This is a genomic window from Massilimicrobiota sp. An142 (genome assembly GCF_002160725.1).
In the GTDB taxonomy this organism is placed as follows: Bacteria; Bacillota_I; Bacilli_A; order Erysipelotrichales; family Coprobacillaceae; genus Allocoprobacillus; species Allocoprobacillus merdigallinarum.
The window spans coordinates 16,409-39,748 of the sequence record NZ_NFLD01000009.1 but is presented as its reverse complement, the minus strand read 5'-3'; the positions used below and the strand labels follow the sequence as shown (position 1 = coordinate 39,748).

General features: G+C 31.3%; 19 protein-coding genes. 6 read left to right on the top strand and 13 right to left on the bottom strand.

The window, feature by feature from the left end:
- Positions 1–104: 104 nt before the first annotated feature.
- On the top strand, positions 105–1,415 hold the full coding sequence (locus B5E87_RS05700) for a hemolysin family protein (RefSeq protein WP_087243964.1): 1,311 nt from the start codon (positions 105–107) through the stop codon (positions 1,413–1,415).
- 32 nt (positions 1,416–1,447) lie between these two features.
- On the opposite strand, the gene B5E87_RS05695 is transcribed toward B5E87_RS05700, so the two are convergent.
- The gene (locus tag B5E87_RS05695; protein ID WP_087243963.1) at positions 1,448–1,879 is read right to left on the bottom strand and encodes a hypothetical protein; all 432 of its coding nucleotides are present in this window, start codon (positions 1,877–1,879) and stop codon (positions 1,448–1,450) included.
- A 168-nt stretch (positions 1,880–2,047) separates the two neighbouring features.
- Between B5E87_RS05695 and B5E87_RS05690 the strand changes: the two genes are divergently transcribed.
- Entirely contained in the window at positions 2,048–2,761 is a 714-nt protein-coding gene (locus tag B5E87_RS05690; RefSeq protein WP_087243962.1) for a LytR/AlgR family response regulator transcription factor, read from the top strand.
- A 3-nt stretch (positions 2,762–2,764) separates the two neighbouring features.
- Positions 2,765–4,048: a sensor histidine kinase gene (locus tag B5E87_RS05685; protein WP_087243961.1), complete on the top strand. Its 1,284-nt coding sequence runs from the start codon at positions 2,765–2,767 to the stop codon at positions 4,046–4,048.
- 22 nt (positions 4,049–4,070) lie between these two features.
- On the opposite strand, the gene B5E87_RS05680 is transcribed toward B5E87_RS05685, so the two are convergent.
- The gene (locus B5E87_RS05680; RefSeq protein ID WP_087243960.1) at positions 4,071–4,784 is read right to left on the bottom strand and encodes a LytR/AlgR family response regulator transcription factor; all 714 of its coding nucleotides are present in this window, start codon (positions 4,782–4,784) and stop codon (positions 4,071–4,073) included.
- Positions 4,785–5,534 (bottom strand): LytR/AlgR family response regulator transcription factor, encoded by a 750-nt coding sequence (locus tag B5E87_RS05675; protein ID WP_087243959.1) that lies wholly within the window; start codon positions 5,532–5,534, stop codon positions 4,785–4,787.
- Positions 5,535–5,746: 212 nt separating this feature from the next.
- Between B5E87_RS05675 and B5E87_RS05670 the strand changes: the two genes are divergently transcribed.
- On the top strand, positions 5,747–5,986 hold the full coding sequence (locus tag B5E87_RS05670) for a helix-turn-helix domain-containing protein (protein WP_087243958.1): 240 nt from the start codon (positions 5,747–5,749) through the stop codon (positions 5,984–5,986).
- Positions 5,987–6,324: 338 nt separating this feature from the next.
- Here B5E87_RS05670 and B5E87_RS05665 read toward each other — a convergent pair whose 3' ends face one another.
- The 8 genes from B5E87_RS05665 to B5E87_RS05630 form a co-directional block, all read right to left on the bottom strand.
- A complete protein-coding gene (locus tag B5E87_RS05665) occupies positions 6,325–6,795 on the bottom strand; it encodes a LytTR family DNA-binding domain-containing protein (RefSeq protein ID WP_087243957.1) in 471 nt (156 codons plus the stop codon).
- A 193-nt stretch (positions 6,796–6,988) separates the two neighbouring features.
- Positions 6,989–10,198, bottom strand: coding sequence for a DEAD/DEAH box helicase (locus B5E87_RS05660; RefSeq protein ID WP_087243956.1), 3,210 nt, complete (start codon positions 10,196–10,198; stop codon positions 6,989–6,991).
- Positions 10,199–10,276: 78 nt separating this feature from the next.
- Positions 10,277–12,196 (bottom strand): penicillin-binding transpeptidase domain-containing protein, encoded by a 1,920-nt coding sequence (locus tag B5E87_RS05655; RefSeq protein WP_087243955.1) that lies wholly within the window; start codon positions 12,194–12,196, stop codon positions 10,277–10,279.
- Positions 12,197–12,263: 67 nt separating this feature from the next.
- Complete coding sequence (locus B5E87_RS05650) at positions 12,264–14,417, bottom strand: penicillin-binding protein (protein WP_087243954.1); 2,154 nt, start codon at positions 14,415–14,417, stop codon at positions 12,264–12,266.
- Positions 14,417–14,716: a hypothetical protein gene (locus B5E87_RS05645; RefSeq protein WP_087243953.1), complete on the bottom strand. Its 300-nt coding sequence runs from the start codon at positions 14,714–14,716 to the stop codon at positions 14,417–14,419. Before B5E87_RS05645 ends, B5E87_RS05650 begins: the two co-directional genes overlap by 1 nt.
- A complete protein-coding gene (gene rsmH, locus B5E87_RS05640; protein ID WP_087243952.1) occupies positions 14,706–15,650 on the bottom strand; it encodes a 16S rRNA (cytosine(1402)-N(4))-methyltransferase RsmH in 945 nt (314 codons plus the stop codon). The genes B5E87_RS05645 and rsmH overlap by 11 nt, the downstream gene beginning before the upstream one ends.
- A gap of 9 nt (positions 15,651–15,659) precedes the next feature.
- Positions 15,660–16,103, bottom strand: a complete 444-nt coding sequence (mraZ, locus tag B5E87_RS05635) for a division/cell wall cluster transcriptional repressor MraZ (RefSeq protein WP_479684544.1) — start codon at positions 16,101–16,103, stop codon at positions 15,660–15,662.
- A gap of 161 nt (positions 16,104–16,264) precedes the next feature.
- On the bottom strand, positions 16,265–17,611 hold the full coding sequence (locus B5E87_RS05630) for an MATE family efflux transporter (RefSeq protein WP_087243950.1): 1,347 nt from the start codon (positions 17,609–17,611) through the stop codon (positions 16,265–16,267).
- A 105-nt stretch (positions 17,612–17,716) separates the two neighbouring features.
- Here B5E87_RS05630 and B5E87_RS05625 point away from each other — a divergent pair, with 105 nt between their 5' ends.
- Complete coding sequence (locus tag B5E87_RS05625) at positions 17,717–18,574, top strand: PfkB family carbohydrate kinase (protein WP_087243949.1); 858 nt, start codon at positions 17,717–17,719, stop codon at positions 18,572–18,574.
- 25 nt (positions 18,575–18,599) lie between these two features.
- On the opposite strand, the gene B5E87_RS05620 is transcribed toward B5E87_RS05625, so the two are convergent.
- Positions 18,600–19,544 (bottom strand): L-lactate dehydrogenase, encoded by a 945-nt coding sequence (locus B5E87_RS05620; RefSeq protein WP_087243948.1) that lies wholly within the window; start codon positions 19,542–19,544, stop codon positions 18,600–18,602.
- Between the two features lie 455 nt (positions 19,545–19,999).
- On the opposite strand from B5E87_RS05620, the gene B5E87_RS05615 reads away from it, so the two are divergent.
- Positions 20,000–21,451 (top strand): L,D-transpeptidase family protein, encoded by a 1,452-nt coding sequence (locus B5E87_RS05615; protein WP_087243947.1) that lies wholly within the window; start codon positions 20,000–20,002, stop codon positions 21,449–21,451.
- A gap of 527 nt (positions 21,452–21,978) precedes the next feature.
- Here the strand turns inward: B5E87_RS05615 and B5E87_RS05610 are convergent.
- The gene (locus B5E87_RS05610; protein ID WP_087243946.1) at positions 21,979–23,304 is read right to left on the bottom strand and encodes a M18 family aminopeptidase; all 1,326 of its coding nucleotides are present in this window, start codon (positions 23,302–23,304) and stop codon (positions 21,979–21,981) included.
- Positions 23,305–23,340: the final 36 nt, after the last annotated feature.

The following is a 23,340-nucleotide window of genomic DNA, read 5'->3' as shown; positions in this document are numbered from 1 at the left end:
GTTTTATATATGAAATAACGAGACTTTTATTGCAGTGTTGTGGTAGTTGTCTTTTTTTTGTATCACAAACATATAGAGCCAAAAAATAAAAGGAGAGTGAAGTTATGGACTCTATACCCTCGCAATTATTATTGCAGATTATTTTAATTTTATTGAATGCATTCTTTGCAGCAACAGAAATTGCTGTACTATCATTAAACAAAACACAGTTAGAGAAAAAAGCTGAAAATGGTGAAAAAACAGCTAAACGCTTATTAATTCTTCTACAAGAACCTTCTGGATTCTTATCAACAATTCAAATTGGAATTACGTTAGCTGGATTTTTAGGAAGTGCCTTTGCGGCTGATAACTTCTCAGAGTATCTTGTTCAATGGGTATCACAGGATTTAGGAATCACAAGTATCCCATTAAATGTCCTTGATACACTATCAGTCATTGTTATTACAATTATTTTATCTTATTTTACTTTAATTCTAGGTGAATTGGTTCCTAAAAGAATTGCCATGCAAAAACCATATGAAGTATCTAAAATCTCATGTGGCACAGTTTTAATGATTGCAAAAATTATGAACCCCGTTGTCAAATTCTTATCTTTTTCAACCAATGCCGTTTTAAAACTATTACACTTAAAAACAGAAGCTGAAGAAGATAGCATCACCGAAGAAGAAATCTTGACAATGATCGAACTCGGTGAAAAACGTGGCGTTTTAGATGAAGATGAAAGTGAATGGCTACAAAATATATTTGATTTTAATGATACAGATATCTCTGAAATTATGACACCTTCTGTTGATATTGTTTATATTTCAGCAGATGCCTCGCAAGAAGAGATTATTAAAATCATTCAAAATACTGGATTATCACGTTATCCTGTTTATCAAAACGATGAAAACAACATTATCGGTGTCTTACATGTCAGAGATTATTTGTTGAATCTCCAAACAAAAAAGAAACCATTTGAAAAGATTCTTACAAAACCATACTTTATTCCAGATTCCATGAGAGCTGATGATTTATTTGCAGATATGCAAAATAAAAATATTCATTTTGCTATCGCTATTGACGAATTTGGAGGTATCAGTGGAATCATTACATTAGAAGATTTAGTTGAAGAAATCTTTGGAAATATCTATGATGAACATGACTCACGTGAACGCCCAGATATTCAAAAAATCAATGAAACACAATGGCGTGTCAATGGAAATACAAATATTGAAGATCTTGTTGAAGCAACAGGTATTCAATTTCCAGAAGATGAAGACTACAATACCATTGGTGGTTACATATACAGTCATCTTCGTTCTATCCCAAAAGATGGTACAACGAAAACAATTCACATAGATAACATAACTTTCCAGATTACCAAGATTCAAGATCGTCGTATCAAAGAAGTCATCATAACAAAAAAAGCCTAGTCGAAATTAATCAACTAGGTCCTTTTTTTCGCTTACAATAGGTCATCCGCACTAAATTTTAATGTTACATCACAAGTATTACTTGGTTCTAAACCATGAGATGTCACACAAGTAAAATAAACACCACCTTTACTACAACCATGCTCATTTACCAAAATTGCATAGTTTAATGGTATTCCAACCATATTTGATTTTGGTGTGCCTGCTGAATTTATTAATTCAGCATAGTTCCCTAAAGCAGCATCTCCATGTGTCTTTTTAAATGTACCAATTTGGCTTGTTGTTGTTTTTTTGCTCCCATACGTTGTATCTCTATGAGCTCCTCCCCAAGCAGGAATATTTTTGTGTGTCACCGTTTGATATCTTGTTCCTTGTTCATACACATAAGCCAAGGCTGAAGTCATTGTTCCTCCTAAAACAAGGAAACTTAAACCTAATGCCATAACCTTTTTTTGAATTGACATAACCCTCACCTCCTTTCGACAATAGTCTACCAAAATACTCAAAAAAGTTATTCTATATATAAAATTTGTGCATATTTTAACTATAAAAATGCACACTTTAGGTATTTTTTCTGATATAAAAATCTTTGTCATATAATGTAGATAGTTGTCAAAAAGGAGGTAGAAATTATGCGTATCGCAATATGTGACGACGAATTATTTTATGTACAAAATATTATGGAAAGGATTAAAAATTATGAGTTTCATGACACAAAGCCCACCATCATAGATGGATACACAAATGGCAATGAATTACTTGATGCATTTAGTATCGAACCTTATGATCTTGTTTTTCTAGATATCGAGCTAGATGAATCTCAAAACGGGATTGAATTGGCTAAAATGATTAAAGATATCAAAGCAAATTGTATTTTCATTTTCATTACAGCTTATCACTATTATTTACCTGAATCTATGTGGATTGGAGCTGATCTCTTCATTGATAAGCCTATTGATCAGAAATTATTCCAAAGAGAACTTCATCATGCAAATCAGCTTTATAAGCGTTTAAATCGTACAGTATTATTTTCGACAACTGAAGGAAAGGTTTATATTAAAACTGATCAAATTCTCTATCTAGAAACAAGTTATGGTAAATACAAATTAAAAACAACCAAACATCATTATTTTGGTAATCTTAAAACTATAACGAAATCTAAACAACAATTACTAGAATATCATTTCTTCCAACTCAACCGAAGTATCATCATTAATTTTAAACATGTCAAATCATTTTGTTTTGACTACATCACAATGACCAATGATGATATTCTTCCATTAACAAAACGAATTCGCAAAGAATTCAAAGAAAAATATTTTAATTTTATAGATAAGGAGATGTAATTTATGACAATTGTATTTAATCTATTATATAAAGTTTTTATTGCCATTTTAGATATATTATTATTAGATTTTTATCTAAAGAATATATATCCAGATATTTACAACACAAAATTGAAGAAAATAAATCGATATGTTTATCTATTTCTAATAGTTTGCTCTTTATTCATGAAAAAATCTTTGGATATTGTTTTTATTGATATTTTATTAATATTCCTATTTTTTATTACACTTAAATTCTATCGTATTACAACATTCAGTTTTGTTACAAAATTAATCTGTTATTTCTTATTAAAACATCTACTGGAATTATTATTTTTAATATTCTTTTCATTTATTTTTGACAATAACTTGCTAATAAAATATATCAATTACTCAACACCTTATATTTTATTAAGTCAATCTATTTCTAGATACTTTACTTATACCATGCTTCTCTTCATATTTAAAATTAATAAAAACATCAATATAAAAAGATTTAAAAAATTATCTATTTTAGTATTTACATATTTTAGTTTAACTTTTATATTAAATAACAATGTATTATTTCGTACTCCAACAATTGCCCGTACTTATATCTTCACTGTCGTGATCAGTATTATTGCATTAATATGTTTTGATAGAATGCAAACGAAATATGAAAAAGATAAGCATTTACAAGAATCTATTATACAGAACTTGGAGAAAGAAAAAGAATTTAACCAACAAAGAGAACAACAACAAAAAGAGATTAGAAAGATTAATCATAATCTCAATAACATCTTAATTATTTTACAATCACATTTGGAAAAAGAAGAATATGAAGAAGCAAAGGATTATATTGAACAGAACTTAAAAACACATGTTGAAGCATATCAGGCATTAACACATACTGGTATTGCAGCGATTGATGGTGCATTGAATGCTCATATTCAAAGTATTAAAGAAAAGGGTATTCAATATGATGAAAATATTTCTAAAATATTGCATTTAGGAAGTATTGTTCCTGGTGATTTAGCTTTAATTATCAGTTTAGCATTAGATAATGCCAAAGAAGCCTGTGAGAACATAGAAGGTGAAAAACATATTTCATTAAAACTTCAAAGTAAACAGACACATGTGATTCTTTATATTGAAAATTCTATTCCAGAAGGAAGTCATCCAACTTTTCATAAAACAAGTAAAAAAGATAAAATTGCTCATGGATTTGGTGTTAGCAGTATTAAAGAAATGGCAGAACGCTATCATGGTGAAGCCAAATATGAAGTGGAGCATGATCAAGTTATTTTAAGAGTTGTCTTACAAAAATAAAAAATAAGACTCAAAAATGGTCTTATTTTTTATCAGCTAGAAATTGATAGAATCTTCTTTTAAACTCTTTATAGCGTTTCTTTGAAACCATCAGCATGCTTTCATCTGACATATATAATAATATGTTATCAACTTTGACAATATGTTCCATATTCACAATAAAACTTCTTTGAATTTTAACAAACGTATAATCTAATAAGGCTTTTCTAATACTATTGACAGCTTTTAAAGAACCATAATATACCCCACGTGTTGTATGAATCTTATAATTTTTATAAGCTGTTTCTAAATATATAATTTCTGATAGATTAAAAATAATACGTCCTTGTGAAGTTGGAAATACAAAAGCTTTTTGCATATATTGATAATGTTTGATAGCTCTTTTCAACTCATATGTAAAAAGTGGATCTTTTAATGGTTTTGTCAGATATTGAAAAGCATTAACAACATAAGACTGATGTATATAACTCATATGACTTGTCATAAAAATAATCATTGTTGAAGCTTTTTTCTCATGAATCATATGAGCTAAATGAACACCATTGATATCATTTAATTCAATATCTAAATAAATCAAATCATATGGATGTTCCTCAAAACTATCTAAAAATTCCTTTCCTTGAGTAAATGTATCAACCTCAATATCTATATCATGAAATGACTGTTTAAAATTTTCTATTTTTGAATAAACATCTTGTATGTAAAATGTTTCATCATCTATCACCGCAATTCTCATTTATTTCTCCCCATTCTTTAATTTTTCTTTTTCTTCTTTTTCCTTTAAAAATTTCTCAAATAAAAGATGATTTTGTATCAATGTTTTACGACTTGTCGGAAAGACTTCCCTTGATTTTAAAATAACATTACGATCTGTTAAAAAATCAATACATTTCATATTCACTAAAACACTTTGATTCACTTGCATAAACCATCGCGACTTTAATACTGGACGTAACTTATAACGATTTTTAACATGTGTCATGAAATGCTGATCATCCACCGTTACAATTTCTAAATCATTATAATAAGTTTCAAAATACTTGATTTCATCAACATCAAAAATACGTTTACGTCCTAATTCTCTAATAGGTATGACAAATTTGACATTTTGATGTAAATACCAATCCATTAAATAATCAAAAACACTTTGAAATTGCTTTGTATTAATGGGTTTTAGTAAATATTCCCTTGCCTTTACCGCAAATGCTTCATGAATGTGATAATATTGATCACTAATAAAGACAACCTGACAGGCACGATTCAGTTCTCTTAATCGATAAGCTGCTTCAATACCACGATCATTTTCGACTTTCATTTCAATGAATGCAAATTCATAACAACGAAATTTTGTACTATACAGCATCTCTTGAATTGTAGAAAAAGTATAAACATTTAATTCCATTTCTGGTTCATGAAAACATTCAATAAGCTTTTTCTTAATCAAGTTTAAATAATCCAGCTGATCATCACATACAGCAATGTTCATTGTTTCATCTCCCCTTCTTTAATTATCTTGATAATTTTATTGTAGTCAATTTGCAATGAGAAATCAGTCCACTTTTCTCCCATTTTTGGTCATTTTTATGCCAATTTGTAGAAATTTGTCGAGAATTGTCGAATGACAAAAGAGTTGAAATTATGACGAATTTACCTAAAGCAAATCTTCATGGTGTATAATAGCTTTAAGGTGGTGAAAACATGAGTATTGGTCAAAGATTAAAAGCATTAAGAAAAGAAGCGGGATTATCACAAAAGCAAGTGGCGGAAGCATTAAAAATGTCTAAACCAATTGTTTCTCAATATGAATCTGATCAAAGAACACCTTCTGTTCCTAAACTTATTCGTTTCTCACGTTTTTATAAAGCGTCATTAGATTATATTTGTGAAAATGTGGAAAAGAAAAATGAATTTTATGGAATTAAAGATTTAGATAAATAATAACAGGAAATCTTACAGTTTGATAAAACTGTAATTTTTTTTACATTCTTTTTTTGACGAATCTGTAAATTTATTATTCTTTTCATGGTTTTTATGCTTTTCAATTCGTTTTTTATTTGTTTATTCGTTATAATAAATTTGTCTTTAAAGAACACCTGTATATTGATGTATGAAAATGAACTTATAAAATAAAAAAGAAAGGGATTTTTCTCATCAGCAACCGCATCAATATATAGAAGATATAAATAAGATTGTGACTTAGCCTAAATGAACCTGGCTTCTTACATCCTTATTTATATGTGATGCATCATGAACGAAAGATTTTTCTTTCGTTCTTTTTATATTTCAATTTCTCCATGTTTAAGATCATGTTCTAAACGATCAAACTCCGGCTTATAATGCCGACTAGAAATTAAAATATCATCGTTATCGAGAATAATTCTACGCCGACTCCCTCTTTGAATTTTATAAGTTTTCACATGTCTGATATTCACAAGTGTCCGCACATTAATCTGATAAAAGCCATAATCCTGTACCCGCTGTTTTAAGCGTTCCATTTTCACACAATAAATACGATAGACATCTTTTTCAGTATAGGCATAAAACTTTTGGTCTACCATTTCAAAATAGTATATAGCTAAAAGGGGGACATAATATTTATTATGATATTCATCATAGAGTTCAACTTCACCTAAATTTTCAGTAAATTGTTTTAATAAAAGCTGCGCTAATTTTTTGTTTTTGGGATGATAAACAAGTTTTAATTCATGATGATTCATTTGTTCATTTTCATCATAGATGATCTTCATGTTTTCATCCCTCCCCATATAGATATATAAAATGCATTTTTATATCAAAACACAAGAGAAGTTTATAGAACGCCTATGTCTGTAATAAATAAAATGCACATTTGCCTAAATATTGTATATTTTTCTACAAAATTCGACATATTTCTACATGTTTTTTACCCAAAAACAGGCATTTTTTGCACAAAAAAAGATCTCATGACGAGATCTCAAATAACGATTTCATATCATCTAAACTCATGGTACTAATCATTCCTTCATTTCCTTCAACAAAAGTATCTGCTAAGTTTTTCTTTTGTTTTTGTAATTCCATTATCTTTTCTTCAATTGTATTTTTCATAATCAATGAGAATACCTGAACATTTTCTAACTGACCAATACGATGTGCACGATCTGTTGCCTGATTTTTTGCTGACATATTCCACCATGGGTCATAATGAATGACAGCCTGAGCACTTGTTAAATTCAAACCTGACCCCCCTGCTTTTAAAGAAATAAGGAATAGTGTTGTTTGATCATTTTGGAAAGCATCAACCATTTGTTTACGTTTTTCTTTTGAAGTCGAACCATCTAAAAGATAATAAGATATATGTTCTTTTTGACATTGTTCTTCAATCAAATGTAATAATGAAGTAAATGAAGAAAATAATAATATTTTCTTATGATTATCTTTTAAAGAATGAATCAGTTCCATACATCCTTTTAACTTTGAAGAAGGCTCTTGTATATCCTGATATAATAAACGTGAATCTTGGCATAATTGTCTTAAACGTGTCAACATTGCTAGAATATCAATACGTCCTAACTGTTGAACTTGAAGTTTTTCCTGTAAAGATTTATTAACTTGGACAAGATTAGCCAGATAAAGTTTCTCTTCTTCTTCATTAAAACGCATATAGATCATCTGTTCAATTTTTTCTGGTAATTCTGTTAAAACATCTTTTTTATTTCTTCTTAAAACAAATGGTGTAATCATCTGTTTGAGACGTTCCTGTTTTTGTTCATCATGTTCTTTTACAATAGGGCGTTCAAACTGTTCTAAAAAGTAGTGATAATGATAGAGATAATAAGGCATTAAAAAGTCAAAGATTGACCATAATTCAGCTAATGAATTCTCAATTGGTGTTCCGGTTAAGGCAAAGCGCTGTTTGGCCTTTAAACGCTTTACACAAATGGCATTTCGTGTTTTAGGATTCTTGATATTTTGAGCTTCATCAATCACAACTGTATGGAACTGATATGTTTCATACAATTCAATATCTCTTCTCAAATAATCATAAGATGTGATCACAACATCATAATCTTCTTTATGTTCTAAAAGCTTTTCTCTGGCTTCTCTATGACCATAAACACATAAAACCTTTAGATTTTGAGAGAATTTTTGAAATTCATCCTGCCAGTTAAAAATCAGACTTGCAGGCGCAATAACCATATGTGTTCCTTGTCCTTTTAAACTATCAAAATAAGTAATCATCTGTAATGTTTTTCCAAGCCCCATATCGTCAGCCAGAATACCACCAAAACCATAATGTTCCATTAGTCTTAACCACTGATAACCAAGCTTTTGATAATGTCTTAAAATACTTTGATAATGTTGAGGAATATCAAAATCATATTCTCTTTGTTTAAAGTCTTCCGTCCATTTCTTTAATTCAGCACTTCTTTGATAATGTAAAGAAGATTCCTGATTCATCATCTGATCAATTTCAAACAGACGATAAGTTGGAATTTGAATCTCCCCTCCCGCAATATCTTTCATATTCAGTGATAAAGAATGTGTCAGATGATCCAAATCCTGAAGTTCCTGATTTTCTAACGAAAGAATCTGACCATTTTTTAACTTATAGAATTTTCTTTTTTTCTTATAAGCTTTTAATAAATCTATAAGTTCTTCTTTTTGGACATGAATACTATGAATATCAATAGACAATAAGCCTTGACGCAGATGTACACCCACCTGTATATCTACTGGTGTAACCTGAGAAAAACTATTTAAGGCATCACTGACAAAAATCTGACAATAATGCGAAAGATATGGCAAGCTTTCTTTTAAAAACTGATAAGTAAAATCATGATCATATTGAAGATAAATCATATGATCATCAATATCTTCAATATAAGGACGCAAATAATCTTCTATTAAATCTGCTTTCTTTGATTTATGCGTATTATCTTCATCAAAACCATAACAGATATGATCATCATAAATATATTCTAATTGAACACAAATCTGATCATCACGCGTCATATCAGCATAAAGATTAATCATATCTTCTTGATGATAGGCATCAAAAAGATGTGTCTTTAAATCAATATCATCACTTAAATCATATAAAACATATTTATAAAAATCCATTAAAGCATTTTGAGGAATATAGAAACCGCCTTTGGTTTCCATCCACTTTTTGATAAATGTGATAGCTTGGATAGGCGCATGGAACATATAGCGATATAAAGTATCATTATGAAAACTGTATAAATATTGTGAGGATATCATCACATCTTCAAATTCATTATAATCAGCTAAATCTAAAACATAGCTGTCTTCTTTTAAGGAAATATCTAAAGGAATCGTATAATTCTTCTTGTCAAAAGCAATATCACAATAAGAAGAAGGCAAAGCACTCATGATATTATAAAATTCATCTATATCATCCTGTATCATTAATACTTTGATAACACCCTGTTGAATAAACTGATTTTTTAAAAAGCTTTTTTTCATAAAATCAATGATTTCTCTAGAGTCTTCATCAAAAGCTTCCCTACTATGAATGAATTCAAAATTCTTGCTGTATTGTAAATGTTCATGATGTTCAATGGCTTTTAAAAAGGAATCAATATTTTTAATCATATAGCTTTGAGTCGATGTTAAAACTTTAAAAGCAATCCACAATTGATTCTTTTTTTGTTGAACAAAGACTTTAAGCTGATATTGTTGTGAAATAAATGGAACAAAAGATTCTCTTAATAACTGATCTTTATATAAATGAATCAAATCTAATGATTCCTGCTGTTTTTTATGCAGGATGCGTTCTTGTCGTTGTTTTTCTATTTTTAAGAGTTGCTGTTGCTTATTCCAATGATCATCTTTTTCATAAAAATAAGGGAAAGATGTCACTTCTAATTTCTTTAAAAAGAACAAAATTCCTGCAATATGACGACATTGTCCTTTTAAAGGACAACTACAATGAGATTGAATAATCTCCCCATCCTGTGAGATTTTCATAGATACAATCAATTTATCATTTGACATTGAAATTCTTGCATTGATTCTATAACAGTGATTATTTTCATCATAGGAGATCGTCATTCTTTCTAAATATTCTTTCATATCCATAAAACGACCATAACGATATTCCTTTTCATTTTGCACAATACGTCTGATTTCTTTTTCCTGTATAAGCATCATGATTCCTCCAATCAATTTTTTATTATATCATATTATGACCAGAGTGTAAGCTATAATCACATGCATTTTCACTGATTAACGGATCTCTTGTTGATTACCCAGCATAATTTTTACTTTCTGACCTTCTTCTATCTGTTCTCCAACACGAGGCAATTGATCAATGACATAATCACCTTCACCTAAAAATTCAAAACCATATTGATCATTTTTCACTTCTGATTTTTTCTTACCAATATAATTTTGTACATCAAAAGTTCTCGTATCCGTCCAGACATAAGCTTTTTCTCGTTGTTGTGTCACTTTTTGAACTCTCAGTGCCGGTAAAACATCCATAAAAATTTTTCTGGCAATAGGAGCTGCTGTTGTTCCACCATACTGAACACATTTTTTAGGATTATCCATGGCTAAATAAAGCACAATCTGGGGATCATCAATGGGCGCAACACCTAAAAAAGAAAGAATATAGCCATTACCTGCATATGTTCCATTGATAGCACGTTGAGCGGTTCCTGTTTTTCCCCCAATACGATACCCATCTATATAAGCATTCTTTCCTCCTCCATCCGTCACAACACCTTCCAAAGCATCTCTGACTTTAGCTGACGTATCTTCACGAATGACCTGTTTTAACATTTTGGGTTGTTTTTCACTGACAACTTCATGCGTTTTGGAATTATAGATTTTATTGACAATATAAGGCTGATAGAGTTTTCCACCATTTACACAAGCACAAACAGCCCTGACAAGCTGGATTGGTGTCACAGAAATGCCTTGTCCAAAAGCCACAGTTGCCTGTTCAACTTCATTAAACTTATCATAATCAAACATAATTCCACTAGATTCCCCCATCATATCGACACCTGTTTTTTGTGTTAATCCAAAATCTTGAATATACTGATAAAGACGTTCTTTACCAAGTCTACGCCCAATTTCAACAAATCCAGGATTGGAAGAATTTTGTAAAACTTCTCTAAAGGTCTGTAAACCATGTCCTCCTTTTTTCCATGATTTAATACGAACACCGCCTACAATTTCATAACCTTTATCATAATAAGTATCTTTGTCCATATCAAAAAGATTCTCATTTAAAGCACTACTAAAAGTAATAATTTTGAATGTTGATCCTGGCTCATAAGATTTCCAAATTGGTAAATTACGATTATAAATTTCACTATCGGCATTTTGATAATCATTAGGATCAAAATCAGGCTTACTGCAGATTGCTAGAATTTTACCATTACGAGGATCCATTGCTAAACACAAAATAGAATCTGGATCATAAGTCGCATAAGCATTGTTTAATTCTCTTTCTACGACATCCTGAACACGTGTATCAATCGTTAATTCAATATCCATACCAGAAGTTGGATAAACATAATCAGCGGGATAAATGTTTAAATTTTGTCCTTTGGCATTCATATAATAATGAATGCTTCCATTGACTCCAGAAAGATAATCATCATATTGGAGCTCTAGACCAACTAATCCTTGATTATCAATACCTACAAATCCTAAAGTTTGAGCTAAATAATTTTGAAATGGATAATAACGCAAAGTATCTTGAACAAGATAGACCCCTGGTAATTTTAAACGATCAATACTATACGCTTTATTTTCATCTAGTTGTCGCCCTTCTGGCTGAATTCTTTCTACTGAAACTTTCTTTTGTATTTTATCCAATAATGTCTTTTCATCACATTCTAGAATTTGAGCGAGTTGATAGGCAGTATGGATAGGATCTTTGATTTGACTTGGAACAACAATCAACGAAGATGTTGTGAGATTATCAACCAAAGTCACATGCTGACTGTCATATATTTTTCCACGTGATGCTTCCAATGGAAAACTACGTTGCCATGATTCTGTTGCTTTTAAACTCAATTCCTGATAAGCAATAAACTGACTATAGCCAAGACGAATCACAATACAAACAATAATAATGGTCATGACCATATTGACCCATTTGATCTTCTGTATCATTTTAGAAAAAACCATGTCACATCACCAACATATTGTATGTTTATGATATTGAAAATATGAAAATAGGGACTGAATTCAGCCCCTATTTTGCCGTCACTGTAATTTTTTGATTAGCTTTTAGCTTCGTACCTTTCGATACACTTTGTTCATAAATCGAACCTACACCTTTGAATTCTATTTCTACATTAGCCATGGTACCAAAAGCTTCCGCCTCTTTACGCGACCATCCTGTCATAGATGGCATGGTAATATTGGTTCCATTGGTTTGTAAGAATACCCTTGATTTGGAAGACACTTCAGTCTGTGCTTTTGGATATTGATCAACAATGACATTTCCATCTCCTACAACAAGTGAAGATAATTGATGATTAGATAAAACGTCTTTTGCATAATCAACACTTTGATTTGTATAATTATCTAAAACAAATGTAGATGTTTCTACAACTTGTGATGGTTGTTCATTTAATTTATTTAAAGCCGCACGAATACCAGCCTGAACAACTTTGGCAGATTCTACAGTACTTGCAGAACTTCCCTGATACCACATCACTATAATGACCTGTGGATCATCATATGGAGCCATACCGACAAAACTGTTTGTATAGAAACCACTACGATAACCACCTGATTTGGATGCTACCTGTCCTGTTCCAGTTTTCCCAATCAAATTCACATCATCCATACGATAATTATATCCTGTACTTCCTTCTATATTAATAACACCTTTCAATAAATCTCTGACCTGTTTGACAGTATCAGTAGAATATATTTGTTTAGAGTACTGTGTTTTTGCCTGATATAGAGCTTCTTTTGTATCACTGTTGACAACTTTTTCCACAATGTAAGGTTCTACCATTTTTCCATCATTCGCAAATGCACTATAGGCACGTATTAACTGCAAACCTGTAAATGTTGATCCTTGTCCATATCCGGTTGTCAAATACTCTAACGTTCTTTCTCCTTCACGTTTATATCCAGCAAAACCTGCGGCAGATTCTAAACCATCTATGTTACTTTCTTTAAAGAAACCTAAATCTTCATAATCCTGAAGCAAGGATTCTTTATCTGTTTTTTCACTTAAAATGTGACAGATTCCCGTATTACTTGAATAATAAAATCCTTGTTTATAACTGATTGTTCCCCAACCTTCTCCTTTATTATGGTCCTTGAGTATCGCAACTGTTTTTCCATTGACTTTATAGTAATACTTTCCTGATTGATAAGTATCATTCACATCCAATTTATGATCATTAATCGCATTTCCATAAACAAATGATTTAAAGACTGAACCAGGTTCAACAGGTTCATTAAAAAATAAATCAACATAATTATCAATATCACGTTCATTTGGATCAAATGATGGATAGTTAGAAATAGCCAATAACTTTCCAGTTTTTGCATCCATAATACCACAGGTTGCTTTTTCTGGCTTTAATTCTTTTACCATTTTCTCCATCTGCATATCTAATTCCGTCTGCACATCACTATCAATCGTTAAATAAACATCATTTCCCGCAACAGGTGCAGTCTCACTCAAAATTCCATTTGGCAAGACATTATTATTATTGTCAGCTAAATAAGTTCTTTCTCCATCTTCTCCAGACAATTCTTCATCAAATGCCTTCTCAATCCCCATTTGTCCAACTATATTCTGAACTGTCTTTCCTTTAATTTCTTCTGTAACTGCTTGTGCATATCCAACTTCATAGGATGCAAAATCACCATAACGATAATTTCGTGTTGTGATTTCTTCAAATTCTAAACCAGGTAAATTAAGGGCATCAATCTGATCTTTTACAAGAGATGACAGATTGTTTCCATAACTTCCAAACTCTACCTGATAAGTATCTTTACTCAATCGGTTTAAAATATCTTCTTCATCCATTCCAATAATAGGTGATAATTCTTTGGCAGTTTTTTCTTTATCAACAACATAATCTGGCTGTTTATCAAGCGTTAAATGTGTCTTAGATAAAATCGCATAAAGCTTATATGTTTTCATGTCACTGGCAATAACTTCATTATCACTTGAATAGATTGTCCCACGTTTAGCAGGCAAAATCTCTGTTTTACTTTCACCACGATCTTTAGCATAACCTTCAATATCATTTCCACTGATCAAATGTTTCCCAGTAGCTCCCAAGTAAATGACATTAAGTACCATACAAACAATGACTGCAATAATAATACAATATATAATTTTAGCACTTTGATTATTATTTTTCTTCAAAGCCATTATTCTTCAGGAACTCCTACAACAGCAGCTGTGGCAGTATTTTGTTTATATGTATATCCCTTCGCTTCAGCAACAGATTCAATACGAGAAAAAGAAGCTAACTCTAATTTTTTCATATCTAATCCATCAATATCTGATTCAATTGTCTTAATATCCTTTTCCAACTGATTACATGCTACATTAATTGTTGATTCATAAGAATTTAATGCAACAATCCCTACAACAAAAACAATAAAACTCATCACTAATAAACGTTTTGAAAATCTTAAAAATCTTGTTTCTTTTCTCTTATTCTTCATCCTCATATATCCTTTCTATAATTCTTAATTTTGCTGAATGAGAGCGATGATTCTCTAATAATTCTTCATCACTCGCCACAATTGGTTTTTTTGTGATTTTTTGAAACTTTGGTTTCAAATATTCAGGAACAATTGGCATTCCCCTAGGAAGTTCTGGTTGTTTTGTCACTTCCTGAAAAGTATATTTACATATCTTATCTTCCAAAGAATGAAATGTAATGACTGCAATACGGCCATGAACATTCAATATTTTTAAAGCATCATTTAAAGCGATATCAAAAACATTTAATTCATCATTAACCGCAATACGTAAAGCCTGAAATGTACGCTTCGCTGGATGTCCACCTTTTCTTCTGGCCGGAGCTGGAATCGCTTCTTTAATAATATCCACCAGTTCAAATGTTGTTTCAATAGGCTTGATTTCACGATGACGTTCAATCGCTCTGGCAATTTGTTTGGCAAATTTTTCTTCAGAAAATTTATACAGAATTGTGACAATATCCTGATAACTATAAGAATTGACGATATCGTATGCAGTTAATTTTTGATTCTGATCCATACGCATATCCAGTTTGGCATCGTAATTGTAACTAAAGCCACGTTCACCATCATCAAACTGAGGTGAAGAAACACCTAAATCAAACACAATTCCATCCACATGTTCTACGCCACGTTTTGCAAGCTCAGCTTTCAAATTTTTAAAATTAGAATAAATAATTGTAAAATGATCAGAAATTTGAGCTAGACGCTGTCTGGCTGCTTCTATCGCATGTTGATCTTGATCAAAACAATAGAGATGACCCGTTGTTAAACGTTTTAAAATTTCCTGACTATGTCCACCACCACCCAGTGTACAATCTACATAAATGCCATCTTCTTTTATATTTAAACCATCAATTGTTTCCTTTAATAAAACACTGACATGATGAAACATAACATCCTCCTAATCTAAATCATCTATATTTTCTGAAATCTCATCGAAATGATCCATATTGTCATCATAGAAATGATCCCATGTTTCACTATTCCATAATTCAATATGATCACCCGCTCCGACGATGACACATTCTTTTTGCAGATTTCCTTCTTTTCTTAAAACAAGTGGAATATTGATACGACCCAATTTATCAAATTCACAATCTGTCGCTCTTGAAGTCACCAAACGTATAAAAGTTCTCACTTCGGCTTTTCTTTTAGGAAGTGTCATGAGTGATTGATAATAGTTTTCCCAGCCTTCAACTGTATAAATAGCCAGGCAGCCTTCATTCCCACGAGTCACATAGACTTTTTCACCACATTCAAGACGCATTTTGGCAGGAATGCTTAATCGTCCTTTTGTATCAATATTATGTCTATATTCCCCAATGAACACTTCAAAATCACCCACTTTTATACATTTCTATACATATTTTAACACTTCATACCACTATTATATACTATTTATACCCTTATGTATAGAAAAAACATGCTTTATTTTTTGATTTTTTGCACAAAAAAAGTGGCTTATTTTCGCCACTTATCACTATTTTTCCATATTTTAACAAATTTTCATAAACTGTCTTTTTCCAATCGTGGTAACCACGAAGAAAACAGATAAAACCATAAAAAAACAATAGAACTGCATGCCCAAGTGATTGGATATGCCCAAAAAACAAGATGAATATCATGAACCAGATGCAAAGCAATACTGATGTATAAAACACGCACGACACACCAAAAAATCATCATCACAATCATGGGAATCATTGATTTTCCTGCTCCTCTTAAAATACCTGCAATACAGTGTGAAAAAGCTAATAAGAAATAAAATAAAGTCACGGTTCTAGCTTGCATTGTTCCATAGCTTATAACATCTTGAGTTGAATCAAATAAGCCAATCAAAAATGGGGCTCCTATAAAAATGATCATCCCTATAATTTGCGCCAAGACCAATGAACAGATAATACCAAAACGCGTTCCTTTTTTGACACGATCATATTTCTTTGCTCCAATATTCTGTGAAACAAAAGTTGTCATTGCTAAGGCAAAACATGTAATAGGTAAAAATCCAAAGCCCTCAATTTTTGAATAAGCCCCACATCCTGCCACAGCCATCTGTCCAAAACTATTGATATAGCTTTGGACAACAACATTGGCTAAAGCTATAATTGAATTTTGAATTCCTGCAGGCAATCCATTTTGAATAACCAGTTTCAGCATTGGTAAATCAAATCGAATTTGTTGGACTTTTAATGGATATGCAGGTAATTTGATTAAATGCACAAAGCATAAAACAGCACTGACAATTTGTGAAATAATCGTAGCTAAAGCGGCCCCTCCTACTCCCATATCAAAGACAGTAATAAAAACAACATCTAAAACAACATTAATAACTGAAGATATAATCAAGTAATATAATGGATGTTTACTATCACCTAAAGCCTGTAAGATTCCTGTAAAAGCATTGTAAAGCACAAAAGCCAATGACCCCATAAAATAGACTCTAAAGTAAATAATAGAATTGGGTAAAACATCCTGGGGTGTTCCCATCAAAATTAAAATCTTAGGTGCAAATACAACACCTAAAATCGTTAAAACAATGCCACATACAATTCCTAAAGCAACAGTTGTATGAATAGATAAATGCACACGTCTATGATCATGAGCCCCAAAAAAACGTGCAATCACAACGCCAGCTCCCACAGAAATCCCATTAAAGAAACCAACCAGTAAAAAAATCAAGTTACCTGAAGACGCTACAGCAGCAAGAGCACTTGATCCTAAAAAATTTCCAACAATCAAAGAATCAGCAGTATTATATAATTGTTGAAATAAATTACCTAAAAACAAAGGAATCGCAAAATAAATAATCTTTTTAGCAATAGACCCCTCACTCATCATATTTGTATCATCCATATAACCCCTCCCATTATTGTTTCATTATAGCACTAAAACATTTCTAAACATAGACTTATCTGATATAATGTCATTATAAAAAATCAAAAAGAAAGGATACTTATCATGAAATCAGCATTAATTATTGGTTCAAGTGTTTGTGATGTTCATATTTATGTTAAACAGCTCCCTCAACTAAGTGGTGATGAAAATATAATCAGTCAAAACATGGCCATGGGTGGCTGTGCCTGGAATGTGGCCTCTATTTTCAGACAGACCAAACTTCCTTATACCCTCTTTTCACCTATTGGTAAAGGTATCTATGGAGAATTTGTGAAAACCCATTTTCAAAAAAATCAGATTCCTATACTTATTGAAACCAGTCAAAAGAATGGATGTTGTTATTGTATTATAGATCAACAGGGCGAAAGAACTTTTCTTTGTGAGCATGGTGCTGAATATTTTTATCAAAAAGAATGGTTTCAACAATTGGATATGAAACAATATCAATGTGTCTATCTTTGTGGATTAGAAATCGAAGAAGATACTCATGAAGTGATTTATCATTTTTTAAAAAATCATGATCATCTAAGCATCTATTTTGCACCTGGTCCACGTTTGATGGACATACCCAAACAATCTTTTCAAAACATTCTTTCACTCCATCCCATCATTCATTTAAACAAGCAGGAAATCCTGACATATACACAACAAACTACGCTTGAACAAGCCTGCCAATATTTATATCAGCAAACACATCAACCTGTAATCGTTACCCTTGGAAAAGATGGATGTTATTTCTATAATCAACAGGAAAACTTTCATATTCCTGCCATTCCAGTGAGCGTTTATAATACCAACGGGGCTGGTGATAGTCATATAGGTAGTGTCATGGCTTATCGTATGCTAGGCTATTCCTGGTTTCACGCTTTACAAAAAGCCAACGAAATCGCTGCTATGAAAATATCAAAAAAGCATTTATAGACTTCACTCTATAAATGCTTTCTTCTTATAAATCCAAATCATCCAATACTTCTTTTAAAGCTCTGGCACTTGATTGTAATTTATCATTTTCATCATTATTCAAATAAATATCAACAACTTTTTCAACACCATTTTGTCCAATAACAGTTGGAATACTTAAACATAAATCATTCAAACCAAATTCTCCCTGCATCAAGCTAGAAACAGGTAATACAGCATGTTCATCTTTTACAATCGCTGTCGCAATACGTTTTACCGCAACTGCTACACCATAGTAAGTTGCTCCTTTTCTTTCAATGATTTCATAAGCACTATCACGAACTTCCTGAGCCAATCTTTCCATGGCTTCTTCATGATTAAAGTGACCACGTAATTCACAGAAATGATTAATATGAATACCAGCAACCTGCGCACCAGACCATACAACCAATTCACTGTCACCATGTTCTCCAATAATATAAGCATGAATATCACGAGGATCAACCTGTAAATGTTTACCTAAAACATATTTTAATCTTGCTGTATCAAGAACAGTTCCTGAGCCAATAACTCGATTTGATGGGAATCCTGATAATTTCAAAGCAACTTCTGTCAAAATATCAACAGGATTAGAAACAATCAATAAAATACCTTCACAATTTCTTTTTTTAATTTCTGGAATAATGCTCTTAAAAATTTGAACATTTTTCTTAACTAAGTCTAATCTTGTTTCATCAGGTTTTTGATTCGCACCTGCTGTAATGACAATAATTCCTGCATCTACAATATCATCATAAGTTCCGGCATAGATATTCATAGGTGTTAAATAAGCACTCCCATGACTTAAATCCATCGCTTCTCCTTCAGCTTTTTTGGCATTTGCATCTATTAATACCATTTCTGAAAATAAACCCGTCTGAATCAAACTAAATGCAGATGTAGCTCCTACAAACCCACATCCAATCACTGCAACTTTTTGCATATTAACCATATTTATCACCTTCCGCTTTCAGTATACCCAAAAATACAAATTTTTCAAATCATATGCAACATTTCCATGATTCTTTTTTGTATATTTCATTGATCATAGACTTTCAAATATTCAAATTGGCTTCTTTCATATCATTTTCTATTCTATGTTATCATTTTATCTTCTATAAATATATTGTCGAAATCGAAACAATCCCTATGATTTATAACCATCCTTGATACGATTGCATATGTTAAAAAACTTATTTTCAAACAAGTGTCAATAATGTCAAATATTTTCATTTGTGTCATCATAATGATGACGATTTTTTCTCATATCTTTTCTTAGATGAAAAATCAATCAACATCATTCATAAAAAATACTGATTTCAATTACATAAAATGTCGGATAACTTGACTTTTATCTGAAAAGTACCTATACTTCTAAATGAAGCTATAAATATAAGGGGTATATATATGGAGGAAACGAAAACACAAGAAAGAGAGCCAAGAAAAAAGATTCGCATAAAAAAAGATCATGTATTAAAAGCAGCACTTATCTTAGGTGCTTTGATTATTGTTGTTTATCTTTTTGGATGTTTCTATTATCATAATCGTTTTATGAGTCATACGACAATTAACGATATTGATGTTTCAGGTTTCACGTATGAGGATGCAAGTTCAACACTTGAAAAAGCTTTAACAAATCAAACTTTATCATTGACATTTGTTGATGGAGAAAAAGAAACTTTAAAACAAACTGATAGTGGAATTTCTTTTAATCAAAACAACAGTATTCAAAAGACATTAGATCAACAAAATTATTTTCTATGGTTTACACATTTCTTTCAATCTACAGAGATTCAATTAAATGATTTATTGATCACAGATCAAAAGCAATTAGAAGAAGCTGTTAATTCTTTACAGCATGTCAAAGATAAACAAATTGCTCCAGTCGATGCCAAGGTAGAATATAAAGATGACGAGTTTGTGATTACACCAGAAGTTTTTGGGACAACAATTCAAAATGATCAATTGATTAATGCTGTAGAAAAAGCTTTTCAAACACGTCAGGATTCTATTAACTTAAAAGAGCAACATATTTATAAAGAACCACAATTGACATCACAAGATGAAACAATTACAAATTTACAAAAACTAGCTAAGGAATATTGTGATGCTAAAATTACTTATCAAACAACATCTGGTCAAGTTGTTTTAGATGGAAATGATTTAATTCAATGGTTATCTATTGATGAAAAAGGAAATTATTATTACGATGAAGAAGAGTTTCAGAAACAAGCTACAAAATTTGTCAAAGAAACTTTAGCACCTCAAATCAATATTATCGGAAAAGCTAAAACATTTACTGGTGCTAATGGCACAAGAACGGTTTCTGGTGGTAATTATGGTTATAAATTAAATCAAAGTAAAGAAGTGACTGGGTTACTTGCTGATATTAAAGCACATAAAAAAGAAACAAGAACTCCAGTTGTGACAGGTGTACAGGCATCTTACAGCAATGGAGGAATAGGCCATACTTTTGTAGAAATTGATTTAACAGGTCAACATATGTGGTTTGTAAAAAATGGGAATGTTGTTTTACAATCAGACATTGTTTCTGGATTACCAAGTGATCCAGACAAGAGAACACCTGGTGGTACTTATTACATTTATTTTATGCAACGTAATCGTACATTAATCGGTGAAATTCAAGAAGATGGTAAACCAGAATATGAAACACCTGTTGCTTATTGGATGGCATTTAATGGTGGTATTGGTTTACATGATGCAACATGGCAATCTGCCTTTGGTGGCGATCGTTATAAAACATATGGTTCACATGGTTGTATCAATCTTCCACTTGATGTAGCTGCATCATTGTATAGTCAATTAAGCGTCAACATACCTGTTGTATGTTATTATTAAAGATATGGAGAAATTCATATCTTTTTTCGTTCCCTTCTGTTATGATAAACTTATAAGGAGGGATTTCTATGAAACATTTTCTTAAAAGATTTTTTCAACTGATAGTCTTTCTTTTTCTTTCATATATTTATTTTTTCCTAGCCGACCAAATCATATTTCACCTATTCTCACACACAACTATTTCTTTTGATATCATTGATATTTGTTGTATTATTATTTATATTTGTATCTTCATTCCAATCTCGCTCATTATCATTCAAAAAATAGACATCAAATAAAAAATCCTACAAAAAGTAGGATTCTTAAAACGATACAATATACGTATATCTTCATCAAATTTCTATCATGATAATCAATCAAAATTCTTAAAAGTTCGTTATGAACTTTTTTTATTTTCGTTAGTTTTATCAAAAGGCATATGCAAGATTTTCTGTTGTTTTTCTAATGATAATATAGAAGACAAACATGTTACAAGAAAAAGTGAAAAAATCGAATATATCACAAACTTCCATAAACGACTTAACATTTTATCCCTCCTTGTCTACAATGACATATCCATCCTTAACGACTTGAATATGGCTATTATAAAATTCCTCCATAACTTTAATCATATCATATGAATCTTTGATTCCTGCTGTTTCATAAGATGAATGCATGGCAAGCTGGGCTAAGCCAATATCTACACAATTCATTGACACCTGAGACATGGCAATATTTCCTAGTGTGCTTCCACCTAACATATCCGATCTATTCGCAAAGAATTGAAGTGGAACGCCAGCTTTTTCACATAAATCTTTCAATACAGCTATACTCAAAGCATCGCTTGTATACTTTTGTCCAGCATGTGATTTCACCACAATCCCCTGGTTCATATAAACACCATTTTGCTGATCTGTTTTTTCTGGGTGATTAGGATGAACCGCATGGGCATTATCCCCACTCAACATAAAACTAGAAGCGACTGCACGATAGAAATCTTCATCATCTTGAAATAAATGATGATGAATACGGTATAAAGTATCATATAAAAATGTAGATGCTGCTCCTTGTTTTGTAGATGAACCTACTTCTTCATTATCGAAGCAGGCAAAGACTTGAATTGTTTGCGAATGATGCCCTTTTAAGAAACCTTGTAAAGATGTATAGGCACACTGTAAATCATCCAATCTCGGTGATGAAATAAATTCATCATGCGCTCCCCAGATTGTAGGTTGCATACGATTATATAAATATAAATCACTGCCATAAATATCTTCAACATCCACCTGCAATTCTTTGGCTATCATTTTTTTCAAATCACCAGATTGATATGCCTGTCCTCCAATCAATGGTAACATATCAATTTGTTTATTATAGGCATAACCATCATTCACACTGCGATTCATATGAATGGCGACATTTGGAATCAATACGAGATCCTGATCAAAACATAGTAAACGTGTCTGATATGTATTGTTGTCTTTAACCATAACACGACCTGCAATTGATAAAGGTCTATCAAGCCATGAAGCACAAATCATCCCACCATATCCTTCTGTATTTAAAGATACATAATGATTTTTGATTTCCACTTCAGCATTTTCTTTTAACTTAAAAGTTGGTGAATCACTATGTGAAGCCACAATATGAAAATTATAATTTTCTAAATGTTGACCAACATGAAAAGCAATCAAACTTGACTGATTACGTGTTACATAATATTTTCCACCTAATTGTATTGTCCATTTCTGGCTTTCTGATAATTCCTGATAACCATTTTGATTTAAAATCTTTTTCATTGTATCCACTGCATGAAATGCTGTTGGACTTTGTTGAATAAAAGACATCAACTGTTTTGAAACTTCTTTATACATTTTATCCCTCCATATTTTCTTTATTATAACATAGTT